Genomic DNA, 23111 nt, shown 5'->3' with positions numbered 1-23111 from the left:
GATGCTGGAGATCCGCAACCTCGCAAAATCCTTCGGCGGCGTGAAGGCAACCAACGACGTCTCGCTCGACTTCCCCGACGGTTCGCTCACCGCGGTGATCGGTCCGAACGGCGCCGGCAAGAGCACCTTCTTCAACCTGATCACCGGCGCGTTGAAGCCTGACACCGGCGAGGTGCTACTCGACGGCGTCGATCTCGCCGGCCGCTCGCCGCCGGAGATCGTCCGTCATGGCATCGGTCGCGCCTTCCAGGTGGCGAGCATCTTTAAATCGCTGACGGTGCAGGAGACCATGCTGGCTGCCGTCAGCGCCGACCAGCGTTCGTCCGCGGTGCTGCACAAGCGCTTTCCGTTGGCGGAGACGTGCGACCGCGCCGAACACGTGATGGAGCTGCTCGGCCTTGCGGGCAAACGCCATCGCACCGCCGCGACACTGTCGCATGGCGATCAGAAACTCCTCGATATTGCCCTTGCGCTGGTGCTCGAACCAAAGGTGCTGCTGCTGGACGAGCCGACCGCCGGCATGGGGCCGGAAGAGCGCTGGCGCATGATCGACAAGGTGCGCGAGCTCTGGGACACCCAGAAGATCACCGTCGTCTTCATCGAGCACGACATGGACATCGTGTTCAAGATCGCGCCCAAAATCGTCGTGCTCTGCTATGGCCGCATTCTTGCGACCGGCACGCCCGACGAGATCCGCAACAACAGTGCCGTGATTGAGGCCTATCTCGGCACCGAACATGCGGGAGGGGCCGCATGAGCTCTGTCGTCATCGAAGTCGCCGATCTCGACGTCTACTACGGCACCAGCCAGATCCTGTTCGGCGTCGGCCTGTCGGTGCGGCAGGGCGAGACCATGGCGCTGCTGGGCCGCAACGGGGCCGGCAAATCGACGACCATGAAGGCGATCATGGGGCTGGCGCCGCCGCGGCGGGGCAGAGTGAGCCTGCGCGGTGCTCTGATCTCCGGCCGGAAGCCCCATCATATCGCGCGCGCCGGTCTCGGCTTCGTGCCGGAGGATCGCCAGATCTTTCCGGAGCACACCGTCGAGGACAATCTCGTCATCGGGAAGAAGAGGGGGCCGGAGGGGCAGGACGAATGGCCGATCAAGCGCATCTATGAGGTCTTCCCGCTGCTGGAGCCGCTGCGCCATCGCATTGCCGGGCGTCTCTCGGGCGGCGAGCAGCAGATGCTGGCCATCGCGCGCACGCTGATGGGCAATCCTGCGCTGTTGCTGCTGGACGAGCCGAGCGAGGGGCTCGCGCCGATCATCGTGCAGCGGATCGGCGAGCTGTTGCGGCAGCTTCGAAGCATCGGATCGACCGTGCTGATCGCCGAGCAGAACATGCATTTCTGCCTGGGGCTCGCGAGCCACGCCACGATCATCGACAAGGGCCAGATCGTCTACGCCGCCGGAATTGACGAGCTGAAAGCCAATGAGGCGATCCGCCGGCGTTACCTGGCCCTCTGAGCCGGCGGGCGGTGTCCGAATAGGCCCGAAGAAGAAAACGGTTGTCCGGGGTCATTCCGGCGGAAGGAGTTTCCCCGCGGGGGACCAAAAAAGCCAATCGCTTCCATTGCTGTTTGGGGTCGAAAAGACGACATTTCAGCCACGAATTGATGGATTGGCCTGCTATGGAACGCACTGGATTTGAGCCCTTTGGCGAGCAGTTGGTATCCGCGACGGATGCCCAGCCGAAGTCGCGCGCGTCAAAGCTCCTGTTGCGGGTCGGCACGGGGCTGTTCTGGTCGCTCGTGGCCGGAATCGTGCTCGCGCGTGCAGCGTTCTTCGAACCCGGCGTTTACGACGGGTTCAGCCGTGTGGCCTCGCTCGCCAAGAGCCTGATCTTCTGAGGCCGTTTATTCCGGGTTGAGGACAGAACTTCCCTCGGCCCTGATATGTCGAAAACTTATTCCCCATTGAGCTGGCGCTGCGTATAAATCTTTCTCCTCTGGGAGAGATTTGTGTCGCAGAATCAAGCATCCAGCCCGGCCGATGCCAAGCCGGCCACCGCCGCGAGCCGTATTTTCGCGCTGATTCCAGGCATCCTCCTCTGTATCGCCGTCGCCGGTGTCTCGGCCCTGCTCGAAAGGGCGGAGCTTGGCGTTTTCGGGCATCCCTATGTCGAGGCGCTGGTGATGGCGATCCTGCTCGGGATGGCCCTGCGCAGCTTCTGGAAACCCGCGCCGCGCTGGCAGGCCGGCATCGCCTTCAGCGCAAAACAGCTCCTCGAAGTCGCGGTCATGCTGCTGGGCGCCTCGATCAGCTTCGCCGCCATCGCGGCCTCCGGCGTCGCGCTGCTGGCGTCGATCGCAGCGGTCGTGGTGATTGCGCTCTGCGTCTCCTTTGGCATCAGCCGGATGCTGGGTCTGTCGACGCGGTTGTCGATCCTGATCGCCTGCGGCAACTCGATCTGCGGCAATTCGGCGATCGCCGCCGTGGCCCCGATCATCGGCGCCAACAATGACGAGATCGCATCCTCAATCTCCTTCACCGCGATCCTTGGCGTGATGATGGTGCTCGGCCTGCCGCTGCTGATTCCGCTGTTGCAATTGTCTGCCACGCAATACGGCATCCTCGCGGGCCTCACGGTCTATGCGGTGCCGCAGGTGCTGGCCGCGACGGTCCCCGCCGGGCTCGTCTCGACACAGATCGGCACGCTCGTGAAGCTGATGCGTGTGCTGATGCTCGGGCCGGTCGTGGTCGGCCTGTCGCTCGCCGCCTCGCGCTGGCAGAGCGATGCCAAGAAGACCCATGTTGGCTTCTTCCGCCTGGTGCCCTGGTTCATCCTCGGCTTTCTGGCGCTGGCGACCTTGCGTTCCCTCGAAATCGTGCCGGGGACGGTGGTTGGTCCGGTGACCAAGATCACGAGCTTTCTCACCGTGGTGTCGATGGCGGCTCTCGGTCTCGGCGTCGACGTACGCGTGCTCGCCAATGTCGGCGGGCGGGTGACGGCCGCGGTAACGCTGTCGCTGATGCTGCTGCTCGGCATCAGCATCGCACTGGTGCATTGGTTCAAGTGAGCGGCGCGCTCTCTGGACTTCCCCCGCCAGACGTTTATTGGTTTTCGCCAATGTGATCGGCTGCGGCTGATCCGAGAAACAACGAGGGCGCGGCCATGACGACATTGACGGTGAAAGACCTTCTCCCCGAGGACGGAACACGCGGCGCACTCGCCGGCCGCGTCTGGCTGCCGCAGGCGAACGGTCCGGCCGTGGTCGCCGTCCGTGGCGACGGCGTGTTCGACGTCACCGCAAGATTTCCGACCATCAGCGCGCTCTGCGAAGAGGACAACCCGGCCAAGGCGCTGAGCCTGACCAAGGGCGAGCGCATCGGCGATCTCGACGCCATCGTGGCCAACACGGCGCCGGACCAGCGCGATCGCCAAAAACCTTGGCTGCTTGCGCCCGTGGACCTGCAGACGCTGAAGGCTGCCGGCGTCACTTTTGCCATCTCGATGCTGGAGCGCGTGATTGAGGAGCGCGCAAAGGGCAATCCGGCCTCGGCCGAAGCGATCCGCAAGGAAGTGACGCGGCTGATCGGCGATGATTTGTCGAAGCTCAAGCCAGGCTCCGACCAGGCGATGCATCTGAAGCAGGTGCTGATCGACCAGAACGCCTGGAGCCAATATCTCGAGGTTGGCATCGGTCCCGATGCCGAAGTGTTCACCAAGGCGCCGACCATGTCCTCGGTCGGCACCGGCATGGATGCCGGCCTGCATCCGAAATCGACCTGGAACAATCCGGAGCCGGAGCTCGTGCTGTTCGTGTCGAGCCGCGGCAAGATCGTCGGCGGCGCGCTCGGCAACGACGTCAATCTGCGCGACTTCGAAGGACGCTCGGCGCTGCTGCTGTCGAAGGCCAAGGACAACAACGCCTCCTGCGCGATAGGACCGCTGCTGCGCCTGTTCGACGACAGTTTTACGCTCGACGATGCGCGCAAGCTCGACATCAGCCTGAACGTGAAGGGGGCGGACGGCTTCGTTCTCGACGGCCATTCCTCGATCAGCAAGATCAGCCGTGATCCGACCGATCTGGTCGAGCAGACCATCGGCAAGGTGCATCAATATCCTGATGGCTTCGTGCTGTTCCTCGGCACGATGTTCGCGCCGGTCAAGGATCGCGATGCGCCGGGGCAGGGGTTCACCCACAAGCGCGACGACATCGTCACGATCGCAGCGCCCCAGCTCGGCAAGCTCGTCAACCGCATGCGCACCAGCGACGAGTGCGAGCCCTGGACCTTCGGCATCGGTGCGTTGATGAAGAACCTGGCGCAGCGGAAGCTGATTTAGCGCTTCACGTCTCGCAGCTGACCTCCCACGCGAACGTCTATGAGGCCGTCATGCCCGGGCTTGTCCCGGGCATCCACGTTCTTTGTCAGGCGAGGTAAGGCGTGGATGGCAGGGACAGGCCCGGCCATGACGGTTGTCCGTGGCTGGACTCACTTACAAACCTTCTTCATCTTCCCGTTGCATCGGGGGAACAAAATCGCGCTTGGCGTGTCTTAGAACCGCCTGCCGCCGCTCGGCGCGATTTCCTCTAAATAGTCAAATAATATGACTAGTCGGAACTCTTCTTCCGTGAAATAGTCCCTCCCGCCGCCTCGAAGGCCGGCCTGCGGGTGCCATGTTACCAATAGGCGCCCCGGATAACATCTTGGGAGACTCGCCTGATGATCCTTAAAGCCCTCTTTGCGGCCAGCGCCACGGCCGCCTTGCTGCTCGCGCTGCCGGCGAATGCCGCCGAGCTCACCATCGGCTTCTCGCAGATCGGATCGGAATCCGGCTGGCGCGCGGCCGAGACGTCGGTCTCCAAGCAGGAGGCCGCCAAGCGCAAGGTCAATCTCAAGATCGCCGACGCGCAGCAGAAGCAGGAGAACCAGATCAAGGCGATCCGCTCCTTCATCGCGCAGAACGTCGATGCGATCTTCCTCGCGCCCGTGGTCTCGACCGGCTGGGACTCGGTGCTGAAGGAGGCCAAGGAAGCCAAGATCCCGGTCGTGCTGCTCGACCGCGACATCGATCCGTCCGGCAAGGAGCTCTATCTCACCGCGGTAACCTCGGACAGCGTGCATGAGGGCGAGGTCGCCGGCGACTGGCTGGCCAAGACAGTCGGCGCCAAGGCCTGCAACATCGTCGAGCTGCAGGGCACCGTCGGCGCCAGCGTCGCCACCAACCGCAAGAAAGGCTTCGACACCGCCATCGCCAAGCACGCGAACCTGAAGGTGGTGCGCAGCCAGACCGGCGACTTCACCCGCGCCAAGGGCAAGGAGGTGATGGAGAGCTTCATCAAGGCCGAAGGCGGCGGCAAGAACATCTGCGCGGTCTACGCCCACAACGACGACATGATGGTGGGCGCGATTCAGGCGATGAAGGAAGCCGGCCTCAAGCCCGGCAAGGATATCCTCACCGTTTCGATCGACGCGGTCCCCGATATCTTCAAGGCGATGGTTGCCGGCGAAGCGAATGCCACGGTCGAGCTGACGCCGAACATGGCCGGCCCAGCACTGGATGCCGTCGCAGCCTTCAAGGGCAAGGGCACGGTTCCGCCGAAGTGGATTCAGACCGAGTCCAAGCTCTATACTGCCGCCGATGATCCGCAGAAGATCTACGACAGCAAGAAGGGCCTCGGTTACTGAGGCGGGCGCCGCGCCGGACCGCTTCCGGTGGTCCGTCGCCCCCCCTTCGAAACCGCTGCACGAACGACTAGGCTGGGTGTCCGCTTCAATGGCGGGCACCCGTGGGAGCGAATTTGCCATGCAGAACAGCCCCGATCCTGCTCTGCCCCTTCTTGAGGTGCGCGGGATCAGCAAGAGCTTCGGCGCTGTGCGCGCGCTGCAGGAGGTCGACTTCACGCTGCGCGCCGGCGAGATCCATGCGTTGCTCGGCGAGAACGGCGCCGGCAAGTCCACGCTGATCAAGGTCGTCACCGGCGTATTCCCACGCGACGCCGGCATCGTCAGGATCGGCGGTGAAGAGGTCGCGCCGCGCTCGGCCAAGGCAGCGCTGGCAGCGGGCATTGCCACCGTCTACCAGGAGGTCAATCTGCTGCCGAACCTGTCGGTGGCGCAGAACCTGTTCCTCGATCGCCAGCCAATGCGCTTCGGCATCGTGCGCGAGGGCGAGATGCGCCGCCGCGCCAAGGCGCTGCTTGCGGAGTTTGGCCTCGACATCGACGTCGCCGCGCCGCTCGGCAACTATTCGGTCGCCGTGCAGCACGTCACCGCGATCGCGCGCGCCGTCGATCTCTCCGCGCGGGTGTTGATCCTGGACGAGCCCACCGCGAGTCTCGACCGTCACGAGGTCGAGATCCTGTTCGGCATCATGCGCCAGCTCGCGAAACGCGGCATCGGCATCGTCTTCGTCAGTCACTTCCTCGACCAGGTCTACGAGATCTCCGATCGCATCACCGTGCTGCGCAACGGTCGCCTCGTCGGCGAGCGCGAGACCGCCTCGCTGCCGCGCCTCGAACTGATCCGGCTGATGCTCGGCCGCGAGTTGGCCGAGACCACCAGCGCACGCGCATCAGCGGGCGAGCACAAGGTGCGCGAAATCTGCGCGAGTTTCGAGAATTACGGCAAGGCCGGCTATGTCGCGCCGTTCAATCTCGAGCTGCGCCATGGCGAGGTCGTCGGTCTCGCCGGCCTGCTCGGCTCGGGCCGGACCGAGACGGCGCGGCTGGTGTTCGGCGCCGAGCGCGCCGATGGCGGGAAGGCGAGGGTGGAAGGTGTGCCGGTGCGGCTGCAGTCGCCTCGCGACGGCGTACGCCACGGCTTCGGCTATTGCCCGGAGGAGCGCAAGACCGACGGCATCGTTGCCGAGCTCACGGTGCGCGAGAACATCGTGCTCGCGCTCCAGGCCAAACGCGGCCTGCGTCGGCCGCTGTCGCGCCGCGAGCAGGACGAGATCGCGCGCCGCTACGTCAAGATGCTCGACATCCGTCCGCCCGATGCTGAGCGCCCCGTCGGCCTGTTGTCCGGCGGCAATCAGCAGAAGGTTCTGCTGGCGCGCTGGCTCGCGACCTCGCCGCGGCTTCTGGTGCTGGACGAGCCGACCCGCGGCATCGACGTCGGCGCGCATGCCGAGATCATCCGCCTGATCCGCGAGCTCTGCGACGACGGCTTGTCGCTGCTCGTGATCTCCTCCGAGCTCGATGAGATCGTAACCTATTCCGACCGCGTCGTGGTGCTGCGCGACCGCGCCCATGTCGAGGAGCTCGCGGGCGAGGCGGTCGACGTCGGCAACATTCTCGCGGCCATTGCCGCCGATAGCGTCGCTGTTGCGCTTGAGGCCCACACATGACAGCGCTGTTGCCGCGCCGCGGCCTTGCCCAGATCCTCGCATTGATCGTCATCCTCGCGGTCGACCGTGTTGTGTCGCCGCAATTCTTCGACCTGCGCCTCCAGGACGGCCGTCTGTTCGGCAGCCTGATCGACGTGCTCAACCGCGGCACGCCGGTGGCGCTGCTGTCACTCGGCATGGTTCTGGTGATCGCGACGCGCGGCATCGATCTGTCGGTTGGCGCCGTCATGGCGATCGCGGGCGCGATCGCGGCGAGCCTCGCCGACACTCACAGTCTGGCTGTAGTTCTGGCTGCAGCGCTCGGCGCGGGCCTGATTTGCGGGCTGTGGAACGGCTTCCTTGTCGCGGTACTCGGCATGCAGCCGATCGTGGCGACGTTGATCCTGATGGTGGCGGGACGCGGCATCGCCCAGCTCATCACCGAGGGACGCATCGTGACGTTCTCCTCGCCGGATCTGGTCTGGCTCGGCAATGGCTCGGTGCTCGGCCTGCCGGTACCGGTCGTGATTGCGCTCGGCATGCTGATCCTCACCGGCGCGGTGGTACGTGGCTCGGCGCTGGGGCTCCTGATCGAGGCGACCGGCGGTAATGCGCGGGCGAGCGAGCTTGCCGGCGTCGGCACGCGTGCGATGATCCTGTCGGTCTATGTCTGGTGCGGCGTCTGTGCCGCGCTGGCCGGCGTGATCGCGGCGGCCGACATCATGGGGGCGGACGCGAACAATGCCGGCCTCTGGCTCGAGCTCGATGCGATCCTGGCCGTGGTGATCGGCGGCACCTCGTTGTTCGGCGGCCGCTTCAGCCTCGTGCTGGCCGTACTCGGCGCGCTGATCATCCAGACCATGAACACCGGCATCCTTTTGTCCGGCTATCCGCCGGAGTTCAACCTGCTGGTCAAGGCGATAGTGGTGCTCACGGTGCTGTTGTTGCAATCGCCGAAGCTGACCGGCTTTGCCGGCATCTCTGCGCGGCTGCGGAGGACAAAGGCATGAGAGGTCTGCCGCCCGCCCTCATTACGGCGATCGTGCTGGTCGCGGGCTTCGCAGCCTGCGCGGTGCAGTTTCCCAACATCGCCTCGACCCGCGTCGTCGGCAATCTCCTCACCGACAACGCTTTCCTCGGCATCGTCGCGGCCGGCATGACCTTCGTCATCATCTCCGGCGGCATCGATCTCTCGGTCGGCTCGGTGATCGGCTTCACCACGGTCTTCGTTGCGCTCGCGATCGAGCGCTGGGGCATGCCGCCGCTGGTTGCTTTCGTCGCCGTCCTCGCACTCTCGGCGGCCTTCGGTGCGGCGATGGGCGCGGTGATCCATGTCTTTGATTTGCCACCCTTCATCGTGACGCTCGCCGGCATGTTCCTGGCGCGCGGAGCGAGCTTCCTGCTCTCCACCGAATCCATACCGATCACCGCGCCGATCTATTCCACCGTGTCGGACTTCGCCTTGCGATTGCCGGGTGGCGGGCGATTGACGGCAATTGCGATCATCATGCTCGCGATCGTGATCGGCGGAGCCTTGCTGCTGCATCTCACCCGGTTCGGCGCCAATGTTTATGCGCTCGGCGGCAGCCGGACGACCGCGAGCCTGATGGGCGTTGCGGTCGGCAAGATGACGGTGAAGATCTACATGCTGTCGAGCCTGCTCGCAGGCATCGCCGGCATTGTCTTCTCGTTCTACACCAGCGCCGGCTATTCGCTTTCCGCCGTTGGCGTCGAGCTCGACACCATCGCCGCCGTCGTGATCGGCGGCACGCTGCTCACGGGTGGGCAGGGCTCGGTGATCGGTACTTTCCTCGGCGTGCTGATCCAGGGCCTGATCCAGACCTACATCAATTTCGACGGCACGCTGTCGAGCTGGTGGACCAAGATCGCGACCGGTATCTTGCTGTTCGCCTTCATTGCCTTGCAGCAGGGACTGGTCGCGCTCGCGCGCCGGCCGCTGGCGAAGAGCGCAGGAGCCGCCACATGACATCGCGCATCGTCGTCATCCCGACGCGGCGGGCTCACTCCAACCATGCGGAGGTCGCCCGCTCGATCGGCATCGACATCATCGCCGGCCGCTACGCCGAGGGCACTCGCCTGCCTGGTGATGCCGAGATGATCGCGATGTTCGGCGTGTCGCGGCCGGTGCTGCGGGAGAGCGTGAAGACCCTGGTCGCCAAGGGCCTGCTGACCACCAAGGCGCGCGTCGGCACCGTCGTACGCGAACGCGCCGCCTGGAACATGTTCGACGCCGACGTCCTGGCCTGGCATCTGGACGCCGGCATCGACAAGCGTTTCCTCAACGACCTCGCCGAGATCCGTCTCGCGGTCGAGCCGCGCGCGGCGATGCTGGCGGCCGCGCAGCGGTCGGAGGAGGACCTAGCCGAGCTTCGGCGCAGCATGGAGCGCATGCGGCTCGAAGCGTCCGATTCGGTCGGCTTTGCCGATGCCGACCTCGCACTCCACGTCGCCGTGGCGCGCGCCTCCGGCAACCTGTTCATGCGCTCGATCGGTCACGTCATCGAGGCCGCGCTTCGCGCCTCCTTCCTGCTGAGTGCGCCGGTCGAATTGGAAGACCGCGACACGGTGCTGCTCTGGCACCAGAAGATCGTCGATGCGATTGCGGCCCGCGATGCGGAGGCCGCCTCCGAGGCGATGATTTTCGTCATTCACAACGGCATGCATCGCCATGAGGGCACGGTCATCGAGACCGCACCGGCCTCCGTGGAATCTGGAGAGGGATCGTGACGGAACTCCGCATCGCCATCGTCGGCTTCGGCAAGATCGCGCGTGACCAGCATGTCGGCGCGATCGCCGCCGTGCCGGGCGCGGCGCTGGCGGCGATTGCCAGCCGTAACGCCTCGCTGCCGGGACTGCCGCATTTCGCGACCATCGAGGAGCTGCTGGAAAAGGGACCGCCGATCGATGCGGTCTCGCTCTGCACACCGCCGCAGGTGCGTCGCGCGCAGGCTGCCGCGGCGCTCGCCGCCGGCAAGCATGTCATGCTGGAGAAGCCGCCGGGCATCGGTGTAGCCGAGCTCGATCCGCTTGTAGCGATGGCGGCGGAGGCAAAGCGCACGCTGTTTGCGACCTGGCATTCGCGCCATGCGCCGGCGGTCGAGCCCGCGCGGCAATGGCTCGCTGAGCGACGCATCAAGTCGGTGCACGTCAGCTGGAAGGAGGATGTTCGCGTCTGGCATCCCGGTCAGGGCTGGATCTGGGAACCAGGCGGCCTCGGCGTGTTCGATCCCGGCATCAACGCGCTGTCGATCCTGACCAAAATCCTGCCGAAGCCCGTGTTCGTCACCGCGGCCGAGTTGGCGTTTCCCGCCAATTGCCAGGCACCGATTGCGGCTAACCTGACGCTGACGGACATCGACGGCCTTGCTGTGATCGCCGAGTTCGATTTCCGCCAGACCGGACCGCAGAGCTGGGATATCCTCGTCGATACCGACCAGGGCCGGATGACTTTGTCCAGCGGTGGCGCGCGGTTGGAGGTCGACGGCAAGGTGCTTGCCGAGGCGCCCGATGAGGAATATCGCGGGCTCTACCGGCGCTTCGTCGAGCTCGCGGCGACCGGCGCAAGCGACGTCGATCTGACGCCGCTTCGCCTCGTTGCCGACGCCTTCCTGCTCGGCAGGCGCACCGTCGTCGAACCGTTTGTGGATTAGACATGGCCGCATCAAAAATCACAAAAGACATCTTCGGCACACTGCCTGACGGTCGCAAGGTCGAGCGCATCGTGCTGCGCGGCGAGGGCGACTTCGAGGCGCGCATCATCACCCACGGCGCGGTGATCCAGGCGCTGATTGCGCCGGATGTGAAGGGCGGTCATGACGACGTCGTGCTCGGCCATGACGCGTTCGCCGGCTATCTCGCGGAGCGAAAGTTCCTTGGGGCCACCGTCGGCCGCTATGCCAACCGCATTGCCAAGGGGCAGTTCTCGCTCGACGGCGAGACGGTGCAACTTCCCGTCAACAACGGGCCGAACGCGCTGCACGGCGGCCTCGATGGATTCGACCGCAAGCTCTGGCAGATTGCGGAGATCGACGACGGCGCCGAGCCCGCGGTGACGCTGACCTATGTCAGTCCGCATGGCGAGGAGAATTATCCCGGCCAGCTCGATGTCCGCCTGACCTATCGCGTCACCGGCCCGACCGAATTGTCGTTGAGCATGGAGGCGCGGACCGATCGTCCCACCATCGTCAACCTGACCAACCACAGCTTCTTCAATCTGGAAGGCGCAACGTCAGGCACGCCCATTCTCGATCACAGGCTGACGGTTGCCGCCGAACATTTCGTCGCCATCGATCCCACCGCCATTCCGCTGCCCGGACCGCCGCGCGCGGTGGCCGGCACGCCGTTCGACTTCCGGGAGCCTCGGCAGGTTGGCGAGCGCATCCGGCAGAGCGATGAGCAATTGCGCAACGGCAGGGGTTACGACCACACCTACTGCCTCGCGCGCGACGGCAAGCTCGCACTTGCTGCCCGGCTGGAGGCACCGCGCTCGGGGCGCGTCATGGAGCTGTTCACCGATCAGCCCGGCGTTCAGGTTTATTCCGGCAACTATCTCGATGGCACGATTTCGGGGAAGGGCGGCAAGCTGATCCGGCAATCGGATGCCATGTGCCTGGAGCCGCACATCTGGCCTGACGCGCCGAACCGGCCGGATTTCCCGAGCCCGCGCCTCGATCCCGGCGGAGCCTATCGGCACCACACGGTCTATCGCTTCGGTGTGAGGACGTCATGATGGAACAGGTGCCGACATCAGTTCTCTCGGACGATCCCTGCCATCTCGGCGAGGGCCCGACCTATGACGTGACCACCGATACGGCGTGGTGGTTCGACATCCGCGAAGGACGGCTGTTCGAGGCGCAACTCGGCAGCGGCAGCATCCGCGTCCATGCGCTCGGCCGGATGGCCAGCGCGCTCGGGCGCATCGATGCCGAGCGCCAGTTGATCGTCGCCGAGGACGGTCTGTATATCCGCAAGCTTGCCGACGGCGCCATGACGCTGTTCTGTCCGCTCGAGGCGGACAATCCTGCCACGCGCTCCAATGATTGCCGTGTGCACCAGTCCGGCACGTTCTGGATCGGCACCATGGGCAAGAAGGCCGAGCCGAAGGCGGGGGCGATCTACGCGCTCCATCGCGGCAAGATCTCGACGCTGTTTCCCGGCATCAGCATTCCCAATTCGATTTGCTTCTCGCCGGATGGCGCCATTGGCTATTTCACCGACACTGCGCGTGCCGTGCTCTACGCAGTCCCGCTCAATCCCGCGACCGGCCTGCCGCGCGGCGAGCCGGAGGTGCTGCTGCGCCACACCGGCATCGGCGGCCTCGATGGCTCGGTGTGCGATGCCGACGGAAACATCTGGAATGCCTGCTGGGGCGCGAGCCGTATCGATGTCTATTCCCCGCAAGGCGAGCGTCTGCACTCACTGAGCGTGCCGGCGAAGCAGGCGAGCTGTCCCGCCTTCGTCGGTTCCGATCTGTCGCGCCTCCTTGTCACGTCAGCGTGGCAGGATATGGACGCGGCAGGGCGCGCCGCCGATCCGCAAGCCGGTTGCACGTTTCTATTGGAGGCGTCCGCGCGCGGTCGCGCGGAGCCCGACGTCAAGCTCGCATAGGAGACCGGAGGCAGCCCACGACGACGTTCTCGACGAAATAAAGAAACAGTCTGACACCCAAGGGAGTAAAACATGCTGAAACTGAAGACGACATTCCTCGCACTGGCGCTGGCCGGCGCTGCGACGATGGCCACAGGCCTCACCGCCTCCGCCCAGGACAAGGCGACCGTCGGCATCGCGATGCCTACCAAATCGTCGGCGCGCTGGATCGACGACGGCAACAACATGGTCAAGGTGCTGAAGGAGCGCGGCTACAACACCGACTTGCAATATGCCGAGGACGATATCCCGAACCAGCTCTCGCAGGTCGAGAACATGGTGACCAAGGGCGCGAAAGCCCTGGTGATCGCCGCGATCGACGGCACCACGCTGTCCGACGTGCTCAAGCAGGCCAAGGCCAAAGGCATCACCGTGATCGCCTATGACCGCCTGATCCGCGGCACGCCGAACGTCGACTATTACGCGACCTTCGACAATTTCCAGGTCGGCGTGCTCCAGGCGCAGTCGATCGAGCAGGGGCTCGGGCTGAAGGACGGCAAGGGCCCGTTCAACATCGAGCTGTTCGGCGGCTCGCCCGACGACAACAACGCCTACTTCTTCTACAACGGCGCGATGAGCGTGCTGAAGCCCTATATCGACAGCGGCAAGCTCGTCGTCGCCTCGGGCCAGATGGGCATGGACAAGGTCGCGACGCTCCGCTGGGACGGCGCCACTGCCCAGGCCCGCATGGACAATCTGCTCAGCGCCTACTACGGCAACAAGAAGATCAACGCCGTGCTCTCGCCCTATGACGGCATCTCGATCGGCATCATCTCCTCGCTGAAGGGCGTCGGCTACGGCAGCGCCGATCAGCCGATGCCGATCATTTCGGGGCAGGACGCCGAGGTGCCCTCGATCAAGGCGATGCTGCGCGGCGATCAGTACTCGACCATCTTCAAGGACACCCGCGACCTCGCCAAGGTGACCGCCGACATGGTCGACGCCGCGCTGGCCGGCAAGCAGGTCGCGGTCAACGACACCAAGACCTACGAGAACGGTGTCAAGACCGTGCCGTCCTACCTGCTCAAGCCGGTCGTGGTCTACAAGGACAATTGGGAGAAGGTGCTGGTTGAGAGCGGCTACTACAAGAAGTCGCAGTTCCAGTAGAGTTCTCGTGCCGTCGTTCCGGGGCGCCCGAAGGGCGACCCCGGAACCTCGAGATTCCGGGTTCGATGCTTCGCATCGCCCCGGAATGACGGCGGAGGGATTCACGAAAGTTTCCAAGGGCACGACGCCATGACCGCCATGCTGGAGATGCGCAACGTCAGCAAGAGCTTTGCCGGCGTGCAGGCGCTGCGCGACGTCAACTTCTCGGTTCACGCCGGACAAATCCACGCGCTCGTCGGCGAGAACGGCGCCGGAAAGTCGACGCTGATGAAGGTGCTCAGCGGGGTCTACCCGCATGGCAGCTACGAGGGCACCATCGTCTTCGACGGTGAGGAGCGGCGCTTCCGCGACATCAACGATTCCGAGGCGCTCGGCATCATCATCATCCACCAGGAGCTGGCGCTGATCCCGCTGATGTCGATCGCCGAGAACATCTTCCTGTCGCATCCGCCGTCGAAGCTCGGCGTCATCGACCGCGACGAGGTCTACCGTCGTACACGTGAGCTGCTGGCACAGGTCGGCCTGAAGGAATCCCCCGACACCCTGATCACTGATCTCGGCGTCGGCAAGCAGCAGCTTGTCGAGATCGCGAAGGCGCTGTCCAAGCGGGTGCGGATGCTGATCCTGGACGAGCCGACCGCGAGCCTCAACGAGGCCGACAGCGCCGCGCTGCTCGAACGCCTGATGGCGTTCCGCGAGCAGGGCATCGGCTCGATCCTGATCTCGCACAAGCTCAACGAGGTCGCCAAGGTCGCCGACCACATCACCGTGCTCCGCGACGGCCGCACCGTCGACAGCATCGATTGTCGCGCCGAGCCGATCCAGGAAGACCGCATCATCCGCAGCATGGTCAATCGCGACATGGCTCACCGTTTCCCGGAGCGTAGCGTGAAGATCGGCGAGCCTGTGCTCGACGTCGCGAACTGGTCGGTCTATCACCCCATCCATCCCGAGCGGCAGGTGATCAAGAACGTCAGTTTCGGCGTTAGGCGCGGCGAGGTCGTCGGCATTGCTGGCCTGATGGGCGCCGGCCGCACTGAATTCGCCATGAGCCTGTTCGGCCGTTCCTGGGGCAGCAATATCAGTGGCAGCATCCGGCTCGAAGGCAGAGACATGGTGCTGCCGAGCGTCGCGGCGGCGATCGACGCCGGCCTTGCCTACGTCACCGAGGACCGCAAGCAGCTCGGCCTGATCCTGGCCGACGACGTCCGCAAGAACATCACGCTCGCCAGCCTCGATCAGGTTGCACCTAAACGTGTGATCGACGACATCGCCGAGCTGAAGATCGCCAGCGACTATCGCACCCGCATGCGCATCCGCTGCTCCGACGTCTACCAGGAGACCGGCCAGCTCTCCGGCGGCAACCAGCAGAAGGTTGTGCTGTCGAAATGGCTGATGACCGACCCAAAGGTGCTGATCCTGGACGAGCCGACAAGGGGCATCGACGTCGGTGCCAAATACGAGATTTACTGTATCATCAACGAGCTGGCGGAAGCCGGCCGCGGCGTCGTGGTGATCTCCTCGGAGATGCCCGAGCTGCTCGGCATCTGCGACCGGATTTGCGTCATGAACGACGGCGCCTTCGTCGGCGAGTTCAAGGGTGCGGACGCGACGCAGGAAAAGATCATGCGCGCCATCATGCGCAACGAACGAAACATTGGGAACGCCGCGCCCCCGGCCGCGGAAATGGGAGGAATGCAGCCATGACCGACAAGACGGTATCGCTGCCCGAGGAGCGCCGGCACGGCAGCTTCATCAAGAACAATTTGCGCAACTACGGCATGCTGATGTCGTTGATCGCGATCATGCTGTTCTTCCAGGTCATGACCGGCGGCACGCTGTTGCAGCCGCTCAACCTGACCAACCTGGTGCTGCAGAATAGCTACATCGTCATCATGGCGCTCGGCATGCTGCTGGTGATCGTCACCGGCCATATCGACCTGTCGGTCGGCTCGGTCGCCGGCTTCGTCGGCGCGGTGGCCGCCGTGCTGATGGTGACCTACAAGATCGACTACACGCTCGCCTTCATCGCCTGCCTGTTGCTGGGGGCGGCGATCGGCGCGGCGCAGGGCTATTGGGTGGCCTTCTTCGGCATTCCATCCTTCATCGTGACCCTGGCGGGCATGCTGGTGTTCAAGGGCCTCGCGCTCGCGGTGCTGCAGGGGCAGTCGCTCGGCCCGTTCCCGGCGACCTTCCAGAAGCTGTCGTCGGGCTTCATTCCGGAACTGCTGCCCGAAGCCGGCACGCTGCATCCGACCTCCATGCTGATCGGTGCCGTGCTCGCGCTCGGGCTCGTCTATGCCAGTGCCAAGGGCCGTTCGCGCGAGCAATCGCATGGCATCGAGGTCGAGCCCTACGCGTTCTTCCTGGGGAAGAGCGTTCTGCTCGCCTGCGCCGTGCTCTATTTCACCTATCTGATCGCCTCGCATCGCGGCCTGCCGAACGTGCTGGTCATCATGACCGCGTTGATCGCGCTCTATGGCTTCGTCACCCGGCGCACCGTGATCGGCCGGCAAGTCTACGCGGTCGGCGGCAATGCGAAGGCGGCAAAACTGTCGGGCATCAAGACCGAACGGCTGACCTTCCTCACCTTCGTCAACATGGGCGTGCTGGCCGCGCTCGCCGGCCTCGTCTTCGCCGCGCGCCTCAACACCGCGACGCCGAAGGCGGGATTGGGTTTCGAGCTCGACGTCATCGCCGCCTGCTTCATCGGCGGCGCCTCGGCCTATGGCGGGGTCGGGCGCGTCGGCGGCGCCGTGGTCGGCGCCATGATCATGGGCGTGATGAACAACGGCATGTCCATCCTCGGCATCGGCATCGACTACCAGCAGGTGATCAAGGGCCTGGTGCTGCTGGGGGCGGTGTGTATCGACGTGTATAACCAGCGGCGGTAGCCGCATTGACGGTCTGGTAGGGTGGGCAAAGGCGCGTAAGCGCCGTGCCCACCATCTTCTCTCGTGGCACTATGGTGGGCACGCTTCGCTTTGCCCGCCCTACGGCAGCGGTGATTGCGTCGTGAACAGCACCGTCGCGATCGCGACGGAAAGGGTCACGGCCGATACGGTCGCCACGGTCGACAGCACCCCCATTCGCCGCAGCGCGATGGCGAACACGATGATGATGGGGGTCGCGGTTATCAGCCCGATTTGTGCATCGCTCATTGCATCGCTCGCCATTTTGCGGAACCGCCGGATGCATCCACCCTATGACGGTGAGGCGGGCGGGACGTTGCGATAGCGCAAACCCGCCTCTGGCCAGTTGCACTATTTGTCCGGCGACAAAGTTGGAATCGCGCCGGTGGGATATCTGTTCGGCGTCTTGATGCGGAAGTCAGATGTCGGCAACGGATTGCGAACAACAGGGAACCGGTTGGGGAATCCTGGAAGATCTTCCCGGTGATCCCATGATCTGGGTGCTGATCTTCAGCGAGCTCGCCGCCTTCGGCCTGTTCCTTGGCGCTTTCGTCATCGCGCGCGCGCTTCACCCGGCGGTCTTCGCGGCCGGTCAGGCCAGTCTCGATGCGCAGCTGGCCGGAATCAACACCATCGTGCTCGTGACCAGCGGCTGGGCTGCCGCGCGCGGGGCGGCTGCTGCACGGGCGGGCGAAAGCCGGCGTGCGCGCGGCTGGCTGTTCGGCGCCATGGCGCTTGGCGTCGTCTTCATCGCGGTCAAGCTGTTCGAATATGCCGGCGAGATCGCGTTAGGAAACGGCTTGGAGACCAGCCCGTTCTTCACGCTGTACTTCCTCCTCACCGGCTTCCATCTCCTGCATGTCGGCCTCGGCATCGTGATTCTGGCCGTAGTGTCCCGGGGTGCCCGAGCGGCGGGCGTCGAGACCGGAACGGCTTTCTGGCACATGGTCGACCTGCTCTGGATCGTCATGTTTCCCATCATCTATCTGGTGCACCCGTGATTCCGGATCGTCTCGACATCACATGGATCACGTTGATCGGCCTTGCGCTCGCGACCATTCTGGTCCCGCCGCTGGTGTCGCGTGCCTTGTTCGCCAATGCCCTGCTGCTGACGTTCGCCGCTCTCAAGGGCCGCCGTATCGTGCTCGATTTCCTCGATCTTCGCTCAGCGCCGGCGCTTTGGCGCGGCATCGTCAGCGCCTGGGTCTTCATCGTGGTGCTGTTTGCCTGGCTCGCATCGGCCGTCGTTGCCTTGATCTGACTGGCGGTTGCGCATCGTCGCGCTGCTTGCGCTTCGTCAAAGAGTGCCCCCTGGCAATCGGCAATAAAGCGCAGGATCGCATCTTCCTCAGGAATCAAACGGAAAGGATTGGTAATGGCTGAACGCCTGACCAAGTCGGCCGCTCGAAATGTCTTCTACGGCGGTTCGGCCTTCTTCTTCGCCATTTTCATAGGGCTGACGGCGCACAGCCATTACTACATGGCCACGACCTCGACCGACGCGAAGACGCTGACGTCGTCGGTCGCCCGCGGCAAGCATGTGTGGGAGAAGAACTCCTGCATCAACTGCCACACGCTGCTGGGCGAGGGCGCCTATTTCGCCCCAGAGGTCGGCAACGTCTGGGATCGCTGGGGCGGCAACGAGGATCCGGCCGCCGCGCGCGAGACGCTGAAGGCCTGGATGCAATCGCAGCCCTCGGGCGCGGAGGGCCGGCGGCAGATGCCGCAGTTCAACCTGACCGACCAGGAACTCAACGATCTCGCTGACTTCCTGCAATGGACCAGCACGATCAAGCGTCAGAGCTGGCCGCCGAACAAGGCGGGCTGAGCATGATCCGGAAAAGTGTGAAGCGGTTTTCCGAAGAGATCATGCTCAAACGACATGCAAGGCGCACAGCTTTCCTCTTTCAAGACAGAGAGAACCCGAGATGAAGTACCAAACCCAGAAAGTCGCGATGCTGTATTTCTACGGCGCGCTGACCCTGTTCCTGGCCCAGGTCGTGTTCGGCCTGCTCGCCGGGACCATCTACGTCCTACCCAATACGCTGTCGACGCTGCTGCCATTCAACATCGTCAGGATGATCCACACCAACGCGCTGATCGTGTGGTCGCTGATCGGCTTCATGGGCGCGACCTACTATCTGCTCCCGGAAGAGACCGAGAATGAGCTCTATAGCCCGCTGCTGGCGAAGATCCAGTTCTGGATGTTCTTCGGCGCAGCCGGCGTCGCCGTGATCGGCTATCTCTTCCACTACCACGAGGGCCGAGAGTTCCTCGAACAGCCCTTCATCATCAAGGTCGGCATCGTCGTCGTCTGCCTGATGTTCCTGTTCAACGTCACGATGACGGCGCTGAAGGGCCGCAAGACCACGGTCACCAACATCCTGTTGTTCGGCTTGTGGGGCGTTGCGATCTTCTTCCTGTTCGCCTTCTACAACCCGGCGAACCTTGCCGTCGACAAGATGTACTGGTGGTACGTCGTCCATCTCTGGGTCGAGGGCGTCTGGGAGCTGATCATGGCCTCCGTGCTCGCCTATCTCATGATCAAGCTCAACGGCATCGATCGTGAGGTCGTCGAGAAGTGGCTCTACGTCATCATCGGCCTTGCCCTGTTCTCCGGCATTCTCGGCACCGGCCATCACTTCTACTGGATCGGCGCGCCCGGTTACTGGCAGTGGATCGGCTCGCTGTTCTCCACGCTCGAAGTCGCGCCGTTCTTCACCATGGTGATCTTCACCGTGCAGATGACCTGGAAGGCGGGCCGCAAGCATCCGAACCGCGCTGCGCTGTTGTGGTCGGTCGGCTGCTCGGTGATGGCGTTCCTAGGGGCCGGCGTCTGGGGCTTCCTGCACACGCTGTCCTCGGTGAACTACTACACCCACGGCACCCAGGTCACCGCCGCGCACGGCCATCTCGCCTTCTTCGGCGCCTATGTGATGCTGAACCTGTCGGTGATGGCCTATGCGATCCCGCAGATCAAGGGACGTGCGCCCTACAATCAGTGGCTCTCCATGACGAGCTTCTGGATCATGTGCACGGCCATGATGACCATGACCTTCGCGCTGACCTTTGCCGGCGTGGTCCAGGTCCATCTCCAGCGCGTGCTCGGCCAGGGCTACATGGACGTGCAGGACCAGCTCGCGATGTTCTACTGGGTCCGGCTCGGCTCCGGCGTGTTCGTCGCGATCTCCGCGCTGATGTTCGTGTGGGCCGTGCTGGTGCCGGGCCGCGAGAAGCAGGCGATCATTCCCGCCGCGCTGCAGCCGGCCGAGTAAACGAGAAAAGGCGGCCGCGGTTCGCCGCGGCCGCCTGCTTCCTGGAAAATCCGGAGAGACATCATGAAAGCTGCCCTTCACACGGTAACCTCGGCGCCCGAGCTGCCGGCCTATGTTCCATCCGGAAACGAATGCGAGCTTTTCGAGCATGCCTGGCGGCGTCGTCTGCCGGTTCTGCTCAAGGGGCCGACCGGCTGCGGCAAGACCCGCTTCGTCGCGCATATGGCGGCGCGGCTGGGCCTGCCGCTTCACACGGTTGCCTGTCACGACGATCTCACCGCCGCCGATCTCACCGGCCGCTATTTGCTCAGGGGCGGGGACACCGTGTGGACCGATGGTCCGCTGACGCGCGCCGTGCGCGAGGGCGGCATCTGCTATCTCGACGAGGTCGTGGAAGCCCGCAAGGACGTCACAGTAGTGCTGCATCCCCTGACCGACGACCGCCGCATCCTGCCGCTGGAGCGGACCGGCGAGGAGCTGGTGGCGCCGAACAGCTTCATGCTCGTGGTCTCTTACAACCCCGGCTACCAGACGCTGCTGAAGGCGCTGAAGCCATCGACGCGGCAGCGCTTCATCGCCATCGAATTCGGCTTCCTGCCGCCTGAGCAGGAGATCGCCGTCGTGTCCGCCGAAAGCGGACTGTCGCCGGAGCGCGTGCGGCCGCTGGTGGGGCTGGCTGGCCGGCTGCGCGCGCTCAAGGGCCACGATCTGGAAGAGGGTGTCTCGACCCGGCTCGTGGTCTATTGCGCGACCCTGATTGCCGCGGGCACGCCGATTGCCGATGCCGTGCTGGCCGGCATGATCGAACCGCTGACCGACGATTCCGACGTGAAGGCTGCCCTGCTGGACGTCGCACGCGCCGTCATCGGGTGAGGCCGCGCCCATGCTCGACTTCCTCGAACTGGAGGAGACGGTCGGCCGCGCCTGGCACAGGATGGTCGGCGGCACCGCGAGCTATCCGGTTCACGATGATCACGTCGTTGCACTGACCGAGGTGAGAGGCCGGCTCGCGGTGATGTTCCGCGCGCTCGGCGGCGAGACCGGGGTTCAGATCGCAAGCGCGGGCGCGCGAAAATCGGGGCACCGTCTCGGCTGGCGGCAGCGCATCGGCCTCGGAGACGAGCGCCTCGAGCAGCCGGGTCGCGATGCCGCGACCATTTTCCTGCCCGATCGAATCTCGATCTTTCCCGACCGCGCGTTGAACGCGGCGCTCTATCGCTGGCTTGCGGCATGGTTCGCAGCCGCGCCGATCGAGACGATCACGGAAGCCGATCCGCTGCGGCGGGATCTTCTGGTGTTGCGCCGGGCAAGTGAGACGGCGGTCTGGGTGCTCACGCAATTCCCCGGGCTTGTCGCCGATTACGCTCAGCTCGCCGCGGCAACCGCCGAGGCCCGGCCTCGTCGCCCCTTGCCACGCATCGAGCAGGAGGTCGAGCAGATCGTCTTGGCCTTGCTCGGCGCCGGAAAGGCCCCTGCGGGCAGACTGTGGCCGGCGATGATGGGGACGGGCCCGCTGCCGGACAAGGCGCCGCCGGGCTATCATTCGATCCTGCCGTGCCCGCTCTGGGGGGATTGCTGGACGCGCGAGCTCTCGCCCGCACATGCCGGCGAGGACGAGTGCGCGCCGGGCGCCGAGCCCGAGGCCCAGGACAATCGCAAGCGCTTTGCCGTCCGCGAGCGCGAGGACAATGCCAACCGCCGCGATCCTTTCGTGCTCAACCGCTTCGAGAAGATCCTCGCGATGGCCGAGATGGTCAATGTCGACCGTCCGGCCGACGACAGCGAGGACGAGGATGCGCAGAAGGCGGCCGACGATCTCGAGGAGATCACGCTCAGCCGCCGCACCGGCAAGCCGGCGAGCCGGTTCAGATTCGACCTCGACCTGCCGCCGGAAGCCCTCGATGCGTCGCGGCTGAATGCGGACCTTACCTATCCCGAATGGGATTACCGCAGCGGCTCCTATCTGCCCGATCATTGCCGCGTGCTGGCAGGTCCGGCCTCCGAGCACGGTGAGAGCTGGACGCCTGACGACGCCATGCGCCGGCACATCCGCCAGGTGCGCCGCCGCTTCGAGGTGTTGCGGCCGCGCCATGAATTGATGCGCGCTCAGGCCGACGGACACGACCTCGATCTCGACGCGCTGGTACGTGCGCGGTGCGACCTCCGCGCCGGCAGCGGCGGCAGCGGTCTTGATCGCATCCACGTCGCGATGCGCCCGCAAGGTCACGATCTCGCCGTCACGCTGCTCGTCGACGTCTCGCTGTCCACGGATGCCTGGGTCGACGGCTATCGCGTGCTCGACGTCGAGAAGGAGGCGCTGCTGGCGCTCGCCCACGGGATTTCGGCCTGCGGCGATCACCACAGCATCCTCACTTTCACCTCGCGCCGGCGGTCCTGGGTGCGGCTCGAGACGGTCAAGGCCTTCGGCGAGCCGATGAGCGGGACGGTCGAGCGCCGCATCGGCGCGCTGAAGCCCGGCTATTACACGCGGATCGGCGCGGCGGTGCGCCACGCCGCGGCCGAGCTCGCCCGCCAGCCGCAGCGCAAGAAGCTGCTGCTCGTCCTCACCGACGGCAAGCCGAACGACGTCGACCATTACGAGGGCCGCTTCGCGCTCGAAGACACCCGCAAGTCGGTGCAGGAGGCGCGCCGGCTCGGCATCGCCGCCTTCGGCGTCACGGTGGACGCAACCGCGCAATCCTATTTCCCGACCCTGTTCGGGCGCGGCGGCTATGCCATCGTCGGCAACATCAAGCGGCTACCCGCGGCGCTGCCGGCGATCTACCGGCAGGTCGCGCACTAGCACTACTTTGGCAGATTGTGTTTTCGGCGCCATTTTTCAAGGATTTCCTTTCGGCAATATGGGCACTGCTG

General features: G+C 64.9%; 23 protein-coding genes. 22 read left to right on the top strand and 1 reads right to left on the bottom strand.

The features are described from left to right. Position 1: 1 nt before the first annotated feature. The 16 genes from XI03_RS04070 to mmsB all read left to right on the top strand — a co-directional run bounded on the left by XI03_RS04070 (position 2) and on the right by mmsB (position 16944). Positions 2–757, top strand: coding sequence for an ABC transporter ATP-binding protein (locus XI03_RS04070; RefSeq protein ID WP_271591404.1), 756 nt, complete (start codon positions 2–4; stop codon positions 755–757). Further along, a complete protein-coding gene (locus tag XI03_RS04065) occupies positions 754–1467 on the top strand; it encodes an ABC transporter ATP-binding protein (RefSeq protein ID WP_271591403.1) in 714 nt (237 codons plus the stop codon). The genes XI03_RS04070 and XI03_RS04065 overlap by 4 nt, the downstream gene beginning before the upstream one ends. Positions 1468–1631: 164 nt before the next feature. Beyond that, entirely contained in the window at positions 1632–1850 is a 219-nt protein-coding gene (locus tag XI03_RS04060) for a hypothetical protein (protein ID WP_018315898.1), read from the top strand. Positions 1851–1961: 111 nt separating this feature from the next. Then, a complete protein-coding gene (locus XI03_RS04055) occupies positions 1962–3020 on the top strand; it encodes a YeiH family protein (protein WP_271591402.1) in 1059 nt (352 codons plus the stop codon). Positions 3021–3115: 95 nt separating this feature from the next. Beyond that, positions 3116–4288 carry a fumarylacetoacetate hydrolase family protein gene (locus XI03_RS04050; RefSeq protein ID WP_152103239.1) on the top strand — a complete coding sequence of 391 codons (1173 nt, stop codon included), beginning with the start codon at positions 3116–3118 and terminating at the stop codon, positions 4286–4288. Positions 4289–4668: 380 nt separating this feature from the next. After that, on the top strand, positions 4669–5634 hold the full coding sequence (ytfQ, locus tag XI03_RS04045) for a galactofuranose ABC transporter, galactofuranose-binding protein YtfQ (RefSeq protein WP_018315902.1): 966 nt from the start codon (positions 4669–4671) through the stop codon (positions 5632–5634). A gap of 118 nt (positions 5635–5752) precedes the next feature. Continuing rightward, complete coding sequence (locus XI03_RS04040) at positions 5753–7297, top strand: sugar ABC transporter ATP-binding protein (protein ID WP_271591401.1); 1545 nt, start codon at positions 5753–5755, stop codon at positions 7295–7297. Continuing rightward, positions 7294–8286 carry an ABC transporter permease gene (locus tag XI03_RS04035; RefSeq protein ID WP_271591400.1) on the top strand — a complete coding sequence of 331 codons (993 nt, stop codon included), beginning with the start codon at positions 7294–7296 and terminating at the stop codon, positions 8284–8286. The genes XI03_RS04040 and XI03_RS04035 overlap by 4 nt, the downstream gene beginning before the upstream one ends. Beyond that, complete coding sequence (yjfF, locus tag XI03_RS04030; protein WP_271591399.1) at positions 8283–9263, top strand: galactofuranose ABC transporter, permease protein YjfF; 981 nt, start codon at positions 8283–8285, stop codon at positions 9261–9263. Before XI03_RS04035 ends, yjfF begins: the two co-directional genes overlap by 4 nt. After that, positions 9260–10024, top strand: coding sequence for a FadR/GntR family transcriptional regulator (locus XI03_RS04025; RefSeq protein ID WP_271591398.1), 765 nt, complete (start codon positions 9260–9262; stop codon positions 10022–10024). The genes yjfF and XI03_RS04025 overlap by 4 nt, the downstream gene beginning before the upstream one ends. Continuing rightward, positions 10021–10947 carry a Gfo/Idh/MocA family protein gene (locus XI03_RS04020; RefSeq protein WP_271591397.1) on the top strand — a complete coding sequence of 309 codons (927 nt, stop codon included), beginning with the start codon at positions 10021–10023 and terminating at the stop codon, positions 10945–10947. Before XI03_RS04025 ends, XI03_RS04020 begins: the two co-directional genes overlap by 4 nt. Before the next feature lie 2 nt (positions 10948–10949). Beyond that, a complete protein-coding gene (locus XI03_RS04015; protein WP_271591396.1) occupies positions 10950–12026 on the top strand; it encodes an aldose epimerase family protein in 1077 nt (358 codons plus the stop codon). Then, the gene (locus XI03_RS04010; protein WP_271591411.1) at positions 12026–12904 is read left to right on the top strand and encodes an SMP-30/gluconolactonase/LRE family protein; all 879 of its coding nucleotides are present in this window, start codon (positions 12026–12028) and stop codon (positions 12902–12904) included. Before XI03_RS04015 ends, XI03_RS04010 begins: the two co-directional genes overlap by 1 nt. 72 nt (positions 12905–12976) lie before the next feature. Next, the gene (gene chvE, locus XI03_RS04005) at positions 12977–14050 is read left to right on the top strand and encodes a multiple monosaccharide ABC transporter substrate-binding protein (protein WP_038970571.1); all 1074 of its coding nucleotides are present in this window, start codon (positions 12977–12979) and stop codon (positions 14048–14050) included. Between the two features lie 129 nt (positions 14051–14179). Further along, entirely contained in the window at positions 14180–15757 is a 1578-nt protein-coding gene (gene mmsA / locus XI03_RS04000) for a multiple monosaccharide ABC transporter ATP-binding protein (RefSeq protein ID WP_271591395.1), read from the top strand. After that, entirely contained in the window at positions 15754–16944 is a 1191-nt protein-coding gene (mmsB, locus tag XI03_RS03995) for a multiple monosaccharide ABC transporter permease (protein ID WP_018315912.1), read from the top strand. Before mmsA ends, mmsB begins: the two co-directional genes overlap by 4 nt. A 99-nt stretch (positions 16945–17043) precedes the next feature. On the opposite strand, the gene XI03_RS03990 is transcribed toward mmsB, so the two are convergent. Then, positions 17044–17211, bottom strand: coding sequence for a hypothetical protein (locus XI03_RS03990; protein WP_085967637.1), 168 nt, complete (start codon positions 17209–17211; stop codon positions 17044–17046). 173 nt (positions 17212–17384) lie between these two features. Between XI03_RS03990 and XI03_RS03985 the strand changes: the two genes are divergently transcribed. The 6 genes from XI03_RS03985 (at position 17385) to XI03_RS03960 (ending at position 23040) form a co-directional block, all read left to right on the top strand. Then, positions 17385–17963, top strand: a complete 579-nt coding sequence (locus tag XI03_RS03985; protein ID WP_028142401.1) for a cytochrome c oxidase subunit 3 family protein — start codon at positions 17385–17387, stop codon at positions 17961–17963. Beyond that, positions 17963–18223 (top strand): cytochrome C oxidase subunit IV family protein, encoded by a 261-nt coding sequence (locus XI03_RS03980; protein ID WP_271591410.1) that lies wholly within the window; start codon positions 17963–17965, stop codon positions 18221–18223. Before XI03_RS03985 ends, XI03_RS03980 begins: the two co-directional genes overlap by 1 nt. A 114-nt stretch (positions 18224–18337) precedes the next feature. Next, complete coding sequence (locus XI03_RS03975) at positions 18338–18790, top strand: c-type cytochrome (protein WP_018315916.1); 453 nt, start codon at positions 18338–18340, stop codon at positions 18788–18790. Positions 18791–18890: 100 nt separating this feature from the next. Continuing rightward, on the top strand, positions 18891–20237 hold the full coding sequence (locus XI03_RS03970; protein ID WP_271591394.1) for a cbb3-type cytochrome c oxidase subunit I: 1347 nt from the start codon (positions 18891–18893) through the stop codon (positions 20235–20237). Positions 20238–20300: 63 nt separating this feature from the next. Beyond that, positions 20301–21110: a CbbQ/NirQ/NorQ/GpvN family protein gene (locus tag XI03_RS03965; protein ID WP_095426495.1), complete on the top strand. Its 810-nt coding sequence runs from the start codon at positions 20301–20303 to the stop codon at positions 21108–21110. 10 nt (positions 21111–21120) lie between these two features. Then, the gene (locus XI03_RS03960; protein ID WP_271591393.1) at positions 21121–23040 is read left to right on the top strand and encodes a nitric oxide reductase activation protein NorD; all 1920 of its coding nucleotides are present in this window, start codon (positions 21121–21123) and stop codon (positions 23038–23040) included. Positions 23041–23111: the final 71 nt, after the last annotated feature.

Source organism: Bradyrhizobium sp. CCBAU 65884 (assembly GCF_028128835.1).
Lineage (GTDB): Bacteria > Pseudomonadota > Alphaproteobacteria > Rhizobiales > Xanthobacteraceae > Bradyrhizobium > Bradyrhizobium ottawaense.
The sequence above is the reverse complement of the archived record's forward strand: the minus strand, read 5'-3'. Positions and strand labels throughout refer to the sequence as shown.